Annotated in this window: 14 protein-coding genes; 10 read left to right on the forward strand and 4 right to left on the reverse strand. The window is 31.1% G+C overall.

The annotated features are described in order from the left end of the window. Window positions 1-25 precede the first annotated feature (25 nt). From VCM48_RS05220 to VCM48_RS05240, 5 genes are read left to right on the forward strand one after another with little or no spacing between them, the layout of a single operon-like run. Window positions 26-1,960: a BatA domain-containing protein gene (locus VCM48_RS05220; protein WP_482271885.1), complete on the forward strand. Its 1,935-nt coding sequence runs from the start codon at window positions 26-28 to the stop codon at window positions 1,958-1,960. Beyond that, window positions 1,957-3,216, forward strand: a complete 1,260-nt coding sequence (locus VCM48_RS05225; RefSeq protein WP_482271886.1) for a dihydroorotase — start codon at window positions 1,957-1,959, stop codon at window positions 3,214-3,216. The genes VCM48_RS05220 and VCM48_RS05225 overlap by 4 nt, the downstream gene beginning before the upstream one ends. A 4-nt stretch (window positions 3,217-3,220) precedes the next feature. Further along, window positions 3,221-3,547, forward strand: coding sequence for a hypothetical protein (locus VCM48_RS05230; RefSeq protein ID WP_099213844.1), 327 nt, complete (start codon window positions 3,221-3,223; stop codon window positions 3,545-3,547). Between the two features lie 3 nt (window positions 3,548-3,550). Continuing rightward, on the forward strand, window positions 3,551-4,189 hold the full coding sequence (locus VCM48_RS05235) for an alpha/beta hydrolase (RefSeq protein ID WP_482271887.1): 639 nt from the start codon (window positions 3,551-3,553) through the stop codon (window positions 4,187-4,189). Window positions 4,190-4,243: 54 nt separating this feature from the next. Further along, entirely contained in the window at window positions 4,244-5,215 is a 972-nt protein-coding gene (locus VCM48_RS05240; protein WP_274640190.1) for a sterol desaturase family protein, read from the forward strand. A gap of 33 nt (window positions 5,216-5,248) precedes the next feature. On the opposite strand, the gene bcp is transcribed toward VCM48_RS05240, so the two are convergent. Next, entirely contained in the window at window positions 5,249-5,701 is a 453-nt protein-coding gene (bcp, locus tag VCM48_RS05245) for a thioredoxin-dependent thiol peroxidase (protein ID WP_274640191.1), read from the reverse strand. Window positions 5,702-5,810: 109 nt separating this feature from the next. On the opposite strand from bcp, the gene VCM48_RS05250 reads away from it, so the two are divergent. Then, a complete protein-coding gene (locus tag VCM48_RS05250) occupies window positions 5,811-6,467 on the forward strand; it encodes an endonuclease III domain-containing protein (RefSeq protein WP_274640192.1) in 657 nt (218 codons plus the stop codon). A 242-nt stretch (window positions 6,468-6,709) separates the two neighbouring features. Here the strand turns inward: VCM48_RS05250 and VCM48_RS05255 are convergent, their stop codons facing one another. Beyond that, window positions 6,710-7,291, reverse strand: a complete 582-nt coding sequence (locus VCM48_RS05255) for an RNA polymerase sigma factor (protein ID WP_274640193.1) — start codon at window positions 7,289-7,291, stop codon at window positions 6,710-6,712. A gap of 234 nt (window positions 7,292-7,525) precedes the next feature. Here VCM48_RS05255 and uvrA point away from each other — a divergent pair, with 234 nt between their 5' ends. Then, window positions 7,526-10,318, forward strand: a complete 2,793-nt coding sequence (gene uvrA / locus VCM48_RS05260) for an excinuclease ABC subunit UvrA (protein ID WP_482271888.1) — start codon at window positions 7,526-7,528, stop codon at window positions 10,316-10,318. Between the two features lie 76 nt (window positions 10,319-10,394). Here uvrA and VCM48_RS05265 read toward each other — a convergent pair whose 3' ends face one another. Next, window positions 10,395-11,003, reverse strand: coding sequence for an HmuY family protein (locus VCM48_RS05265; RefSeq protein ID WP_482271889.1), 609 nt, complete (start codon window positions 11,001-11,003; stop codon window positions 10,395-10,397). A gap of 21 nt (window positions 11,004-11,024) precedes the next feature. Continuing rightward, window positions 11,025-13,091, reverse strand: a complete 2,067-nt coding sequence (locus VCM48_RS05270; protein WP_482271890.1) for a TonB-dependent receptor plug domain-containing protein — start codon at window positions 13,089-13,091, stop codon at window positions 11,025-11,027. 95 nt (window positions 13,092-13,186) lie between these two features. On the opposite strand from VCM48_RS05270, the gene VCM48_RS05275 reads away from it, so the two are divergent. From VCM48_RS05275 to VCM48_RS05285, 3 genes are read left to right on the forward strand one after another with little or no spacing between them, the layout of a single operon-like run. Continuing rightward, window positions 13,187-14,089 carry a DUF6607 family protein gene (locus tag VCM48_RS05275; protein ID WP_482271891.1) on the forward strand — a complete coding sequence of 301 codons (903 nt, stop codon included), beginning with the start codon at window positions 13,187-13,189 and terminating at the stop codon, window positions 14,087-14,089. A gap of 34 nt (window positions 14,090-14,123) precedes the next feature. Beyond that, window positions 14,124-16,547: a TonB-dependent siderophore receptor gene (locus VCM48_RS05280; RefSeq protein ID WP_482271892.1), complete on the forward strand. Its 2,424-nt coding sequence runs from the start codon at window positions 14,124-14,126 to the stop codon at window positions 16,545-16,547. Window positions 16,548-16,558: 11 nt separating this feature from the next. Then, complete coding sequence (locus VCM48_RS05285; protein WP_482271893.1) at window positions 16,559-18,052, forward strand: ankyrin repeat domain-containing protein; 1,494 nt, start codon at window positions 16,559-16,561, stop codon at window positions 18,050-18,052. Window positions 18,053-18,074: the final 22 nt, after the last annotated feature.

The following is an 18,074-nucleotide window of genomic DNA, read 5'->3' on the forward strand; positions in this document are numbered from 1 at the left end:
TTTTTACAGTTAGTAAATTACAATTATGCAGTTTAAACATCCTGAGATTTTATATTTCTTAGCTTTTTTACTCATTCCTATTTTGGTACACCTGTTCCAACTACAGCGATTTGTAAAAGTTCCGTTTACCAATGTAGCTTTTTTACAAAAGTTAGTGTTGCAAACACGTAAAAGTTCTCGTATAAAAAAATGGCTAATTTTAGCCACTCGCTTACTGTTACTTACTGCCCTAATTTTTGCCTTTTCCCAACCTTACTTTAGTAATCATAAATTAGATGAAGAGCAGCATTTCTTTATATATCTAGATAATTCTTTAAGTACTAATGCTGTTGGAGAAAAGGGTAATTTACTACAAATTGCTACACAAGAAATTATTGAAAACTCTACTGAGAAAACAAGTTATTCTTTACTTACAAACAATCATTTTTATGCAAATAAAACAGCTTCTGAACTAAAAGAAGAATTGTTAAAAACAACAAATACCGCAAAAAGTAGAGACCTTGATGATATTTTTCTAAAAATGACTAGCGAACATAAGTCTATAACTTCTCCTACCAAAAACATTGTAGTTTCTGATTTTCAAAACATTAAAAAAGAGGAAATTGACAATGCTCCTAAAAATACTTCTTTTGTAAAGTTAGTACCTGAACAAAAAAATAACATTTCTATTGATAGTATTTTTGTTGACGATAATGGTGGGTCTAATTTTAACGTCCATATTGTTGTTAAAAATCAAGGAAATGCCAAAAATGATATTCCTATTGCTATATACAATAATGACAAATTGTTGAATAAACAAACCTTTAGTATTGAGGAAAACAAGACTACAGAGGTTACTTTTTCTGTTGTAAAAGCACCTGTGTTTTTAGGTAAAGTAGCTATTAATTTTAACGATACCTACGGGTTTGATAATTCATTTTATTTCACCATTAATGCTAACGAAAAAATTAATGTACTAGCTATTGGAGAATCAAACAACTTCTTACAACGAATTTATACTAAAGAGGAGTTTAACTTTACTTCTTCTTCGCTACAAAATGTAAATTATAACTTAATAGATAAGCAACATCTTATTGTCTTAAATGAGTTAGAAAATATTCCTGAAACACTTATAAATAGCTTAGCAAGCTATACAACAAAGGGTGGAAATATAGTTGTAATTCCAAGTAATAAAGTAACTCTTTCTTCTTATAACAACTTTTTTAATAAACTAAATACAGGAAAGTTATTTTCACTAAAAAGTGATAGCTTAAAGGTTACTTCGATTAATTATAATCATCCTCTTTTAAAAAATGTTTTTGAAAAGAAGGTAGCCAACTTTCAATATCCATTTGTAAAAACCTCATTTAATACTGAGTTTAAAAATGCTAGCAATATTGTTTCTTTTGAGAACAAACAAGGTTTTATTAAACAGATTAGTTTACCAAATGCTTCTATGTATTGGGTAGCTGCTCCTCTAAATAAAGACAATAGTAATTTTACAAACTCTCCTTTAATTGTTCCTGTTTTTTATAACATAGGAAAACAGAGTTTACAACTTTCTGAATTGTATTATACAATAAACAAACAAAATACTATTGATATTGATAAGCAACTAGGTAAAGATGAAGTTTTAAGTATTGTTAATAGTAAAGGTTCTTTTATTCCTTTACAGCAAACTTTTCAAAACAAAACACGTATCACAACCAAAGACCAGCCTTTAACTGCTGGGTTTTATCAAGTACAACAACAAAATAATGTACTTAGAAATATTGCTTTTAATTACAATAAAGATGAAAGTGTCTTAGACTTTTTAATATTTTCTGAAGCTAATGACATGACCATATCTACTTCAGTTAAAAACACCTTAGAAAATATTAATAATGAAAACAAAATTCAATGGCTTTGGAAATGGTTTTTGGGCTTAGCTATTGTATCTTTGCTTTTAGAAATTTTGATTTTAAAATTCTTTAAACCATGACAACGCTGCTTAAATCGGCAACAATAATAGATGCTTCTAGTCCTTACCACCAACAAACTAAAGATATTTTAATTACTGACGGTATTATTACCAAAATAGACAACAACATTACTAGTGAAGAAAACTATACTGTTGTAGCGCTTGATAACCTTCACGTATCTCCGGGTTGGTTTGATACTAGTGTTTCTTTTGGTGAACCTGGTTATGAAGAGCGAGAAACCTTGCAACATGGTGTACAGGTAGCTGCTAAAAGTGGTTTTACACATGTAGCTATTAATCCAAACACACACCCTATAGTTGATAATAAATCGGCTATTGAGTTTTTAATTAATAAAGTAAACGGAGCTGCAACTAGTATTCATCCTATTGGAGCTTTAACACAGCAAAGTAAAGGAGTGGAAATGTCTGAAATGTTTGACATGCAACAATCGGGTGCTATTGCTTTTGGTGATTATAACAAACCTGTTAGCAATGATAATTTGTTAAAGATAGCTTTGTTGTATGCTCAAAACTTTGACGGATTGGTACTAAGCTTCCCTAAAAACAACTTAATAGCAGGTGAAGGTGTTGCTAATGAAGGTAAAAATAGTACTCTTTTAGGGTTGAAAGGAATTCCTGCTCTTGCAGAAGAAATTCAAATTTCTCGCGATTTATTTTTATTAGAATATACAAGAGGAAAATTACACATTCCTACTATCTCAACAGCTAAATCTGTTCAACTTATTAAAGAAGCGAAAGAAAAAGGCTTAGATGTAACGTGTAGTGTCGCTGTACACAATTTAATATTAACAGATGATGAACTACATGGCTTTGAAGCTAATAAAAAGGTAAATCCTCCTCTACGTACAGAAGAAGATAGAAAAGCTTTAGTACAAGGATTAAAAGAGGGTGTTATTGATATAATTACTTCAGACCATAATCCTATTGACATTGAACATAAAAAAGTAGAGTTTTCTACCGCAAAAGACGGAACTATTGGTTTAGAAAGTGCTTTTGGTGCTTTAAATACTGTATTAGATTTAGAAACTATTATTAACTGCTTAACAAGCAACCCGAGAAAGCGTTTTAATGTTGAATTGGCTTCCATAAAAGAAGATGAAAAAGCTAGTTTGTCTATTTTTAATCCTGATGAAGCGTATACTTTCTCTAAGGAAAATATTGTTTCTACCTCGAAAAACAGTATCTTTCTAGGGAAAAATCTAGAAGGAAAAGTATACGGTATTTACAATAATAGTCAACTAATTTTAAACTCATAAAATCATGGAAAATTTAACAGTAAACGAAGGAAAAACCGAAGCAATCATTAGTCATTTTACAGTTATAGGACTTATTATAGCTTTTGTTTTAAACATGAACAAAAAAAACGCTTTTGCTAGCTTTTATATTAGGCAAATGCTTGGTTTAAATGTTCTTCAGCTTTTAAACGGATGGGTAGTTTATAAGTATTTAGGTAGTAATGCTGGATGGATTGTTGGGGTACTACTATTTGTACTTTGGCTAATTAGCCTTTTAGCTGTTTTAAAAGGAGAAAAAAAGCTTGTACCGGTTGTTGGTGAGCAATTTCAAAACCTATTTAAAGGAATTTAATACATGAGTTTACAATATATTGTAAGAGAACCTAAAACCTCAAATGCTAACCCTCCTTTATTAATTTTATTACACGGATATGGTAGCAACGAACAAGATTTATTTTCATTTGCTGAAGAATTACCAGACGATTTATTAATTGTAAGTGCCAGAGCTCCTCATGATATGGGGTATGGTGGTTATGCTTGGTATGCTATAAATTTTGATTCAGTTAACGGTAAGTTTTCTGATTTAAAACAAGCAGCTGAATCGGTTGATAAGATTGCGTCTTTTATAGATGAAATCAAAGAGAAATACGATACAAACCCTGATAAAACATTTTTATTAGGATTTAGCCAAGGAGCTATTTTAAGTTATGCGTTAAGTTTTAAATACCCTAACAAGGTAAAACACGTAGTAGCTTTAAGCGGTTATATTAATGAAGAATTGTTACCAGCCGAAATAGACAACTCAATTGCTACAGATTATTATATCTCTCACGGAACTGTAGATCAAGTTCTTCCTATAGATTGGGCACGTAAAGCTCCTATTATACTGAAAGACTTTAAGTTGAATAACGAATATTCAGAATACCCTGTTGGACATGGTGTAGCTCCTCAAAACTTTTATAGTTTTAAAAGCTGGATTGAGGAAAGACTATAAACTTTAACAGTTAAATTGAGTAAAATTAAATATTTTTGCAACTAAAAAAATAGCATGAGCAACATATTTAATCAAGATATATTATACTACTGGAGTGCTCCGTTTTTCATTTCTGTAATCTTACTCGAAATGTTCTTTAGCTATAGAGCTAAAGCCAAAAACTACGAATTTAAAGATACAGCTACTAATGTTTACTTTGCCCTAGTAAATTTTAGCCTAGACTTGTTAATGAAGGTTACTTCATTTGCTATTATGGGCTTTTGTTATCAATACAGAATTATTGATTGGGAAGGTAATATGTCGTGGGCATATTGGTTATTGGCTTTTATAGGTCAAGACTTTTTGTACTACATTCACCATTATGTAGATCATCATTCAAGATTTTTCTGGGCTGTACACGTAACACATCACAACTCTGAATTTTACAATATTTCGACTGGTTTTAGATCTCCAGTTTTACAGCCTTTATTTAGGTATATGTTCTTTTTACCCTTAGCTTTTCTAGGTGTTATGCCTTTGCACATTATGTTTGCATACGCCATGAATCAAAACTACGGAACTTTATGCCATACTAACTTTATTAAAAGTAAATTAGGTTGGTGGGGATATATTTTTGTTACTCCATCTCACCATAGAGTTCACCATGCTTCTAACACTAAGTATTTAGATAAAAATATGGGAATGGTGTTGATTATTTGGGATCGTATTTTTGGAACTTTTCAGGCTGAAGAAGATGAGACTGAATACGAAAAATTACGTTATGGTTTAACTAAACCTTTAGAAGATAAAGGACCGATTAATATTATTTTTCACGAGTGGAAAGAAATTTTCAAAGACTTTTTTAACCGAAAAAAGGATTTACCATTAACAACACGTTTAAAATATGTGTTTATGCCTCCTGGGTGGAGTCATGATGGTAGTACTAAAACAAGTAGAGAATTACAAAAAGAACTTGCTACCACTACAGAAGTAATAACAACTCCTAAAGAATTAAGAGTAAGTCCACAAAAAATAAAAGTCGAGTAAATACTCGACTTTTTTCTTTTATTAGATATACTATTACTTTAATATCTGATTTGCGTGTTCTTTTGTTTTTACTTTCGTAATAACATCTTCAATTACTCCATTCTCATCAATTACAAAAGTAGTACGATGAATTCCATCATATTCTCTTCCCATAAACTTTTTAGGTCCCCAAACACCAAAAGCATTGATTACATCTTTACTTTCATCTGCTAACAAAGGAAAAGGTAATTCATTTTTATTAATAAAGTTTTGTTGACGTCTTGCTGAATCTGCACTCACCCCCAAAACATCATACCCTTTTGCTAAAAAAGTTTTGTAATTATCTCGTAAGTCACAAGCTTCTGCTGTACAACCAGGCGTACTTGCTTTTGGATAAAAGAATAATACTAGTTTTTTCCCTGCATAATCAGAAAGCTTTACTGCATTTCCTTTTTCGTCTACCGATTCAAAATTTGGTGCCTTATCTCCTATTTTTAGTGTTGTCATATTATTTTGCTTCAAAGTTATAAAGTCAAAGTTACAAAGTTGATTTTGATTATCCATAAAACATACGAAGCTTCTTTGTACCTTTGATTTTTTCAAATTTTATAAAGCAATGACGAAAGCAGAAAAAGTTCAATTTGTTATAGATACTTTAGAAGAGTTATATCCTGAAACTCCAATTCCTTTAGACCATAAAGATCCTTACACATTATTAATTGCTGTATTAATGTCTGCTCAAAGTACTGATGCTCGTGTAAATACCATTACACCATTATTATTTGAAAAAGCTGATAATCCGTATGATATGGTAAAGCTTACTGTTGATGAAATTAGAGAGATTATCAAACCTGTTGGTTTATCACCAATGAAATCAAAAGGAATTCACGGTTTATCTAAAATCTTAATTGAAAAGCATAATGGTGAAGTTCCTGTTGATATGGAAGCCTTGGAGGAATTACCTGCGGTGGGGCATAAAACTGCTAGTGTGGTGATGTCTCAAGCCTTTAACATTCCTGCTTTTCCTGTAGACACACATATTCATAGATTGATGTTTCGATGGAATTTATCTAACGGCAAAAGTGTTGCTCAAACAGAAAAAGATGCAAAACGCCTATTTCCAAAAGAATTATGGAATAAACTGCATTTACAAATTATTTATTACGGACGAGAATACTCTCCTGCTCGTGGTTGGAAGTTAGAAAATGATATTATTACAAAAACGGTTGGAAGAAAATCGGTAATAGACGATTATAATAAAAAGAAAGCATAAAAAAAGCCCCAACCTTTGTTGAAGCTTTTTCCACTCTTAATTCAAATTCAATTCAATGAGATAGTTTGATTTCGTTTTAACTACTGTTAGCGATTTAGAAAAATTAATCAAATATTGAATTGTTTCTTGTTTAGGTTTCATTTTAAAGTCAGGAGACTTCTTTGAGTAAATTTGCATCATATATAATTCCCTTATTATTACTTATAATCAATGATTTAACGATGCATTTTTTCAAATATTGTTTAACTGACCAAAATAATTTTATTTTTTTCAATTATTTTTCTCAAATTAATTAAAGCGTAGCGCATTCTACCCAATGCTGTGTTGATACTAACACCTGTATTTTCTGATATTTCATTAAAGCTCATATCGTTATAAATACGCATTTTTAAAACTTCTTTTTGTTCTTCTGGTAGCTCTTCAACTAACTCTTTAACATCATTTAAAATTTGTTCTTTTATTATTTTACTTTCTGCATTTAAAGTTCCATCACTTAATACTGAAAAAATATCAAACTCTTCTGTATTATTAAATGTAGGCATGCGATTATTCTTTCTAAAGAAGTCAATAATTAAATTATGAGCAATACGCATAACCCAAGGCAAAAACTTACCTTCTTCGTTATAATTTCCTTTTTTTAGCGTTCTTATTACCTTTATAAAGGTGTCTTGAAAAATGTCTTCTGTAGTATCTCTATTCTGTACTTTACTGTAAATAAAGCTATAAAGACGTTGTTGGTGGCGCTTAATCAATAATTCTATGGCGTATTCATTACCATTAATGTAGTTTTTTACTAAAACACTGTCATCTACTATGTTTTGCATAATAATTACTTTTTTAAAAGAGCAACTAGCTAGTTCTCTTTTGGTTAGGGGATATTAAGTTATAAAAGTAATTATCTTGCTATAGGCTATTATTTATTGATTAATAACGAGTTACAAATATTAAATTTTTTATTAATAAATACAAAAAAAACTAAAAAAAAAGAGAAAAACACTATAGTTTATTCATTAAAACCACTTGAAATTGGTATTTTTATCGCTTATTTTTTTGAGTATATGAAGACTGATATTTCAACTGTTAATCCAAAGGAAAATATTATAATTAAAGGGGCTAAACTGCACAATTTAAAAAACATTGATGTAGTAATTCCTCGTAATAAATTAGTAGTAATTACTGGACTTTCTGGTTCAGGTAAGTCTTCTTTGGCTTTTGATACTTTATATGCGGAAGGACAACGTCGTTATGTAGAAAGTTTAAGTTCGTACGCACGTCAGTTTTTAGGAAAACTACATAAACCTAAAGTAGATTATATCAAAGGAATTGCGCCTGCCATTGCTATTGAACAAAAAGTAAACTCTACTAACCCACGTTCAACAGTTGGTACTTCTACTGAAATTTACGATTATATCAAGTTACTCTTTGCTCGTATTGGTAAGACCTTCTCTCCTATCTCTGGGAATGAAGTGAAAAAACATACTGTTTCTGATGTTATCAATCATGTAAAAACTTTTGAGGAACGCACAAAATTGTTATTACTTGCTCCTATACATATTAATAAAGACAGAGATATAAAAACTGTTTTACAAGTACTAACACAGCAAGGATATGCTCGTTTAAAATATCAAGATACCGTATACAGAATTGATGAATTTCCTATAAAAGATTTTAAAGGAAATGAATTACAGCTAGTCGTAGATAGAATTGTTGTAAAAGACGAAGAAGATTTTTACAACCGTTTGGGAGATGCAATACAAACAGCTTTTTTTGAAGGAAAAGGTATTTGTTATATCGAAAACCTATCAGATAATAATACTGTTGAATTCAGTAATAAATTTGAGTTAGATGGAATTTCTTTCTTAGAACCTAACACTCATTTATTCAGCTTTAACAATCCTTACGGAGCTTGCCCTACTTGTGAAGGTTATGGAAACGTGATTGGTATTGATGAAGATTTAGTAATTCCAAACACTGGACTTTCTATTTACGAAAATGCTATTTTCCCTTTTAAAACAGATAGCTACAAAAAATATAAAAATGATTTAATTCTAAACGCAGAAGAATTCGGAATTTCTATTCACAAGCCATGGTTTGAACTTACAGATGAACAAAAAGATTTGGTTTGGAATGGAACTAAAAAATTTAAAGGAATTAATCATCTATTCAAAAAACTTGAAGAGAAAAGTTACAAAATTCAAAACCGTGTAATGCTTTCTCGTTACCGCGGAAAAACAAAATGTACTGAATGTAACGGGAAACGTTTGCGTAAAGAAGCCAACTACGTTCAAGTTTACGGTAAAACTATTGATGAATTAGTAACCTTGCCTTTAGATGAGTTGGCAGTATTTTTCAATAATATTCAATTAAACAAATACGAAGAAAAAATTGGTAAACGTTTACTTACCGAAATTAATAACCGTTTACAGTTTTTAACAGATGTTGGTTTAAGCTATCTAACTTTAAATAGAACGTCTAACACGCTATCTGGTGGTGAAAGTCAACGAATTAATTTAGCCACTTCATTAGGTAGTTCGTTAGTAGGTTCTATGTATATTTTAGATGAGCCTAGTATTGGTTTACACCCAAAAGATACAGAAAGATTAATTGGAGTCTTAAAAAATCTACGTGATTTAGGTAATACCGTAATTGTAGTTGAACATGATGAAGATATCATGAAAGAGGCAGATTACATTATTGATATTGGTCCTGAAGCAGGAACCTATGGCGGAAATGTGGTTGCAGAAGGAGCTTTTGAAGATATCCTACAATCTGAATCGCTAACAGCTAAATATCTATCAGAAGAATTAAAAATTGAAATCCCTACAAGTAGAAGAGCATCAAAAAATTCTATTGATATTATTGGTGCTCGTGAAAATAACTTGAAGAACATTGATGTTTCTTTCCCTCTTAATAATTTAACCGTAATTACTGGAGTTTCAGGTAGTGGTAAAAGTACCTTGGTTAAAAAAATCTTGTATCCTGCGATGCAAAAAAAGCTAGTTGGATATGGTGAAAAACTAGGACAACATACAGATGTTACGGGAAGCTTTGACTTATTAAAACATGTAGAGTTTATCGATCAAAATCCTATTGGTCGTTCTTCACGTTCTAACCCTGTAACGTACATAAAAGCATATGATGATATTCGTAAATTACTTTCAACTCAAAAACTATCTAAAATTAGAAACTACCAACCAAAACATTTTTCTTTTAATGTAGATGGTGGTCGTTGTGAGGTTTGTAAAGGTGAAGGAGAAGTTACTATTGAAATGCAGTTTATGGCAGATGTGCATTTAGAATGTGAAACCTGCGGTGGTAAACGCTTTAAAAAAGAAGTACTAGAAGTAACTTTTGAAGGAAAATCAATCGATGATATTTTGAATATGACCATTGATGATGCTGTTGCTTTTTTTACAGAACATCAGCAAACCAAAATAGCTCGTAAATTAAAGCCTTTACAAGATGTTGGATTAGGTTATGTACAGTTAGGACAATCGTCTTCTACCCTATCTGGTGGTGAGGCACAACGTATAAAACTAGCTTCATTTTTAGTAAAAGGAAACACTAAAGACAAAGCTTTGTTTATTTTTGATGAGCCTACTACTGGATTACACTTTCACGATATTAAAAAGTTATTAGCTTCTTTTAATGCTTTAATTGAAAGAGGGCATTCTATTATTGTTATTGAACACAATATTGAATTGATTAAGTGTGCTGATTATATTATTGACCTTGGTTTAGAAGGTGGAAAAAAAGGTGGAAATTTAATCTTTGCTGGTACACCTGAAGAGTTAGCTAAAAACAAAAAATCATATACCTCTAAGTATTTAAAAGAGAAGTTACATTTTTAAAGAGAAAAGCCACCCAACCTCTCAGTCGGACAGCCTTTCACAACAAAAATTAACAAAATTTAATAACTAAAGATTACTAAAACTTCGTGTCTCCAATATTTGGATTGTATACGTAATTAAAGGTGTAATATTTTGAACCTTCTAGCGATGGTGTGCTATCCTTGTAATAACTTAAAATCTCCATTTTAGCGTAATTTCCATCAATTGTTTTTACTACAATAACTTTTCCTGCAATAGGTGCTATTGTATGATTTTCTTGATTATAAGTATACCAACCTTGGTTGCTTCCTGTTTTTATAACTAATTCTTCCTCTGAATCCTGTTTTAACTCTGTTTCAGCTGGTGCAGTGGCAACTCCTTGTAAACTTGTACTTGAAAGTAACATCATGCTTGCATTACCTGTTCTATCTATATCTTCTAAAAGAGCACCTTTTTTACCTCCGTTAACAATAATTTCTGTAGCTCTAAACGCAATATCCCAATTATCACCAGTTACCTGTTTCCCTTCTTTAAAACTAAACTTTGTAAACTCACCTGTGTAGTTACCTCTACCCTCTCCTGGTGCATATAAGTTCTCTATCTTTTTTGCTACTACATCATCTAAAACAACATCATCATTGTCACTACACGAAACAGCTACAAAAGCTAACATAGTCATTGCTAAAATTGATTTTAAAATTCTCATTTTTATTGATTTATATTTATATTAAAAATTAAATTGAATTCTTCCGTAATAAGTTCTACCTAAACGCAATACACTATCGTTATTTGTAAAACTGTCTTTATTTTCTAACCCTCTTTCATTAAAAAGGTTATCAACACCTATCTGAACATTCATTAACTTGAAAAGAGTTTTATCTACTGCCATGTTTACCTGTGTGTTATCAGAAACAAAATCATCAAACTCGTCTACGATACCTTGACTATCGTTCGTATCAAACAAAGCATATTTACTTCGGTATACCGCTCTAATATTTGCCGAAAAATCATATTGAAAATTCTCATAGAATAACTTTAGATTTCCCATATGTTTTGATCTATTTGGTAATCCGTAGTAATTAGATAACATCATTCTTTGAGCAGGTGAAGCAGGAGTTTTTCTAAAAAAAACAGTTCCAGATTTAATCTTCTCTTCCTGATTTTTGTCTCCAGTATCCAAAAACTGATATCCTCCTAAAATTCTAAAGTTGTCATTAATCTTATAATTAGCATCTATCTCTACTCCTTGAGTATATACCTCATCAACATTTCGATATGAAAACGTTCTTGTTCCAACTGGCAAGTTTAATTCAGAGGCTTCTAATTGTGTATCAAAAGTGTCTATCAAATCTTTAATATCATTTCTAAACAAGTTGATATTTAATTTTAAGTTTGATATTGGTTGTACTTGAAATCCGAAGTTATAACCAATAGAACTTTCTGGTTTTAACTCATTTTCTATTGTTTGTACTGCTGGCAAATTTCCATACAAGTCGTGCAAAGTTTGTGTACCCAACACAATATAGCCACTTGATGTATTTTTAAAATTGAAGTATAATTGACGGAAATCTGGAGCTTTAAATCCATAACCTACGGAACCTTTAACCATTAACCAATCATTTATTTTATAGCTAGAAGATATTTTAGGTGTAAATGCTGATTTATACTGATTACTATCTTCAAACCTAGCTCCTACAACTATATTTAAATTGCTAACTGGATTAAAATCAAACTGACCAAAAACATAAGGAGTATTAAACTCTTTCACTCCTTCAAACTCCGTTCTTTCTAAGCTTTCTAAATTAGCTCCAACTCCTAAAATTAAGGTACCCGTACTGAAGGCGTTTTTGGATTTTACTTCTGGCCTTAACAGCGTTTGGTTATAATTTGTTTTTTCATTATTGAAAATACTCTCAGCATTATACTTAGTTGCATAAAAAGTATAATCTACATCCCATTTATTTGTTATTTCATGTGATAGTTTTGTAGTAACATTCCAATCTTCTTGACTATTCTCTTCAGAGTTATCACCTTGGTTTTGGAAGAAGTAACGTTGAGAAACTATTCCTTTTAACTTATCAGAAAAATCATACATTACCTTTAGGTTTCCTGTAAAATTTTGATGTGGTGCTGTTGTTCTTGAAGCTGTTTCCGGCGATAAATCAAATCCTTCGCTAGAATTTAAGTTAACTCCAGCCACAATCCCTAGTCTTTTCTTTTTCCAAACAACATTGGTATTTATATCCAACTCGTTTTTTGATCCGCCTCTTGCAAAATAACTTAATGAACCTTTAAACTGTTCATACTTTGGTTTTTCAGTAATTATATTAATAACCCCACCAATAGCTTCAGAGCCATATAAAGAAGATGAAGGCCCTTTTACTATTTCAATTTGTTTGATATTATTTACCGTTAATCTATTTAGGTCAATATTTCCTGAAGTTCTTCCAACAATTGGTACACCATCAATTAAAATTAATGTGTAATCAGCAGCAACTCCCTGTAACTGTACTCCTTCTGAATTTCCAAAATCAGAAACTATCGTAATTCCAGTTTGCTCTAATAAAATATCTTTCAACCTAACTGACCCAGATTTTTGTAATTGCTCTTTTGTTATTAAAGTAACTGGCATTGGAACTGAAGACAATTGACGCGATGTTCTTGTGGCAGTTACAATCACTTCATCTAAATCATAGCTAGAAGTTACATTCTTCTCAACACTAGTGTATTCTTGAGAAAAAGCCATAAAACTAATCAGCATAAAACTTAGTAGCATTTCTTTATTTAGAAACATTCTTAATAATTTTCTTGCAAATATATTCTTTATTTTTAATCAGTCTAAATAAAAGTTATATTTTTGTCGAAAAATAAATTCAAACAAATCTTACGATGAAAAAAATACTATTTGGTAGTATCTTAATACTATCTGCACTTACAATTAACGCCCAAAACAAGAAGAAAAAAGATAGAGAAGCTATTAAAAAAATGTGTGGTTGCTATGAAGTAACTTTTAATTTCGCGGAAACTTTTAACAACAGTAAAGACTCACTTTACAAACCTTCAAAAACAAAAAAAGATAAAGCTTTAGAATGGGCAGGATTAGTTGTTGACGAAAGCAACAAAATTTCAATTCAACATTTATTACAAGTGGGTAATCCTTCAAATCCACATATAGTTAAACACTGGAGGCAAGACTGGTTATATGAAAACACTGATTTTTACATGTATAATGGTGATAACAATTGGTTATTTCAAACCAAACCAAAATCAGAAGTTAAAAAACAATGGACACAAAAAGTATATCAAGTAGATGATAGTCCGAGGTATGAAGGTTCAGGAACTTGGATTCATGTAGACGGAAAAAGCTATTGGGAAAACACTACTGATGCCCCATTACCGAGGAGAGAATACACAAAAAGAAGTGATTACAATGTAACCGAAAGAGGAAATCGTCATGAAATTACAAGCTACGGTTGGCTACACGATCAAGACAATAAGAAAATTGTACGAGAAGCAGGTAAAGAAGATGTTGTAATTGCACACGAAAAGGGTTACAACACTTACGTAAAAGTAGCTGATAGCAAATGTAAAGCTGCACAAGATTGGTGGAAAAAGAACACTAATAAATGGCAACTGGTTAGAAATAAGTGGTCTGAGGTTTATGGTAGAAATACCAACCTATCATTAGAACAAAAAGTAGATAACAAGCCTTTATACAAACACTTGTTTTCTGAAAACACTTCTGAAGAAGAACAAATTAACAAAGCAATAGAGTCTTTTATAAAAAAGTAATCCAAAAAAATAAAAACCTCTCAAATAAAAAGAAATGAGAATTATAGTGTCTCTACTACTAATATGTAGTTGTATCCAAACAATATACAGTCAAGCAACCATAAAAGGTATTGTAAAATCAGAAAATAATGAATCTATTCCGTATGCTAATGTTTTTATCAAAGGAAGTAAAATAGGTACTGAAACTAATGAAAATGGTAATTTCACTATCAAAAATGTACCATACTCAAACTACAAGCTTGTTGTAAGCGCTGTAGGTTTTATTCAAGTATCACGAAAAACAACGGTTAAAGAGGATATAAATAACTTAGTAATCATTTTAAAATCAGATACTCAATTAGATGAAGTTGAACTTTTTGGAGCAAGAGATAAAAGAGCTGAAAAACTAGAAACACTTACTAGGTTACCTTTAGCTCCTAATGAGCAATTACAAAGTATCTCAGTATTATCTCATAAACTAATCGACCAACAAAATGCTTTAAGTCTTAGTGATGTTACCAAAAATGTAGCAGGTGTTTATACGTTTGCTACTTATGGTAATACTAAAGAAAGTATGTCACTAAGAGGTTTTAGAGGTATTCCTTTATTAAAAAATGGCGTTCGTATTAACTCTGACTTCAGAGGTACTGGGATTATCACTGATATGGCAGGTGTCGATAACATTCAAGTACTAAAGGGAGTTTCAGCCATTAGTCAAGGATTAGGTGGTGACTTAGGTTCTGCTGGTGGAGTCATCAACGTTGTTACTAAAACACCAAAATTTTACACAGGTGGTGAAATTACATTTAGGGCAGGTAGTTTTGGTAAACTACGTCCTACTTTTGATGTCTACGGACCAATAGATACTAACAAAAAACATGCTTTTAGAATTGCTGGTTCTTACGACAAGGCTGATAGTTTTAGAGACCACGTTAGTTCTGAACGTTTTTATGTAAATCCATCTTATGCCTGGAGACCAAATGATAAAACGACCATTACCTTAGAAATGGATTATATGCATGACATTAGAACTCCAGATCAAGGAACCATTAATTTAGGGGCTTATGATGTAAATAACATATATAAGTTGCCTAGCAATAACTTTATAGGCTTTGATTCAGATAATGTTGCTACTAAAAACCTAACTTATGCTATTAGAGCAGACAGAAAGTTAAATGATAAATTAAGTTTAAAAGCAGGATATTTTGTTTCTGATTTAGATATTGATACTAAGTCCTCATACGCTTTTCAAGGAGGTTCTAGAAATGGTTTACCTGTTTTGTCAGACTCTCAACGTTATAGAGAATATACTGCATCTGGTAGAAAAGACAATAACAGTGTATTACAACTAGACTTAGTAGGTAAAGATGTTAAAACAGGATTTTTAAAACATACTTTCCAAATTGGGGCTGATTTTAGAACTTCAGAGTTTGATAATATAAGATATACAACAAACTATAATACAGGTAACGATTATGTAGATATTATAGATGTACTACAGCCTGTAAATAACACCCTAACTAATGATATTAGCGTTACAAGAAATTCTAGTGGAGATACAGGGTCTAAAACAGAGTCTTACGGAATTACGATACAAGATAAAATTAGCCTAACCAATTGGGCAGATGTTTTCTTGGGGTTACGCTATACCTCTATGAAGAGAACCAAAGGTAACTTTATTGGGAGACCTTTAGACGAATCTAAAAGCGATGACGCTTTTAACCCATTAGTAGGTTTTAATCTAAAACCAAATGAAAATATTATTGTTTTTGGTTCGTATGCCAGTAGCTCAGACCCTAGGACTTCTTTTTATATGGATGTTGACGGTAACGAATTAGGTACAGAGCGTTGGGATCAAATTGAAACCGGTATTAAGTCTACTTGGTTAAACAATGCTTTACGTTTTAATATTACTACGTTCTACACGTCAAGTAAAAACTTAAACCTACCAGTTTACGACAATGCTGGTAATGATTTAGGTTATTATACACAGGGAGGTGATGATGTTAGAAATGGTGTAGAAATTGAATTAGTTGGTCGTATCCTTCCTAATTTAGAAGTTATTGGTGGGTATTCATATTTAGATGCTAAATATAAAGACCATGTTTCTTATTATTACAACTCTCGTCCAATGAATACACCAAAACATACAGCAAACTTCTGGGCTCGTTATGCATTTAGAAAATCTTTAGATGGTTTATCAATTGGTGCAGGAGCTTATTATTTAGGAGAGCGACCTCATAATGTATGGTCTAGAAACTATACACATACAGGTGTGGTTCCTGGTGTTAAACCTTTCGATTTAAAGGCTTACACTACTGTTAATGCACAAGCATCTTATAAATTCAATGAAAAATTAAGTATTGATGTATTTGGAAATAATATCTTTGGCGAAGTTGGCTACAACGCTTACCGCACAAGCTATATTAATAGAATTGAACCTGCTAATTTTGGTTCTACATTACGCTATAAATTTTAAAAAACATAAACATGAAAAAACAACATATAACATTTGCTCTTGTACTCTTTATTAGTACAATTCAAGCACAAACAAAAAACATCTTTTTTGAAAGGTCTTTTTGGCAAACTAACCCTACAATAAAAACTGTTGAACAAAAAATAAAAGAAGGGAATGACGCTACTGCCTTAAATCCGAATGGATTTGATGCTGTTACTTATGCTATTCTTGCAAGTGCACCTAATAAAACAATCAAACATTTACTTACTAAAAAAGGAAATGGTGTTAACAAAATTACACACGATAAAAGAACCTATGTTTTTTGGGCTGCTTATAAGAACAATGTTGAAATAATGAAGCATTTAATAGCTAATAATGCTCGTATGGATCTAAAAGATTCTCATCAGTTATCTCCATTAACTTTTGCAGCAAATGCAGGACAAACTAATAAAGAAATTTATGAATTGTGTATTCAAAACGGAATTGACATCAAAACAGATGTTGACGAACACGGGGCTAATGCTTTGCTATTAGTTTTACCTAGTTTAAAAGACCTATCTTTTGTTGAATATCTTTCTTCTAAAGGTTTGAGTTTACATAGTGTTGATAGTGATGGTAATGGTACTTTTAACTATGTTGCTAAAAAAGGAAATAAAAAAATGTTAGAGCTTCTTATAAAAAAAGGATTGCCTTATAAAAACCTAAATAAAAAAGGAGGAAATACAATGCTATTAGCTACGCAAGGTTCTCGAAGTGGCTACAACTCTTTAAAGTTTTTTAAATATTTAGAGAGTTTAGGTATCAAGCCTAACATTACTAACAAAGAAGGAAAAACACCGCTTCATAATTTAGCACGTGGAAACAAAGATGTAAATACATTTAACTATTTTCTTAATAAAGGTGTAAATCCTAATCAATCTGATGACAATGGTAACACTCCTTTAATTATCGCAGCTAGTAGAAACTCTATAGAAATTGTTCAGCTTTTATCAGAAAAAACAAAGAATATTAATCACACTAATAAAAAAGGACATTCAGCACTTACGTATGCAGTTGAATACAACTCAGAAGCTGTTGTAGATTATTTGGTAAAAAACGAGTCTAATATTGAAGTAAAAGACAACAAGGGAAATTCTTTAGCTTATTATTTAATCAAAAGCTATCATCCTAAAAAGGTGAACGATTTTACTGAAAAAATGAGTCTTTTAGTCAATAACGGATTAAACTTAACAAAACTCCAAGCTAATAAAAATACGTTATTCCATATAGCAATAGAAAAAAACAACATCGATTTACTTAAAAAAATCAACACTTTAAAAATTGATGTAAACGCTAAAAATAGCGAAGGTTTAACTCCATTACACTTAGCAGTTATGCAGGCTAACAACACTGATGTAATCAAATATTTATTAAGTATTGGAGCTAAAAAATCAATTACTACTGATTTTGATGAAACTGTACACGATTTAGCTAAGGAAAATGAAATCTTAAATAAGAAAAATATAGATATTAACTTTTTAAAATAAACTTATGTACCAAGTCGTGTGT

The organism is Tenacibaculum sp. DPLXC6 (assembly GCF_056815515.1).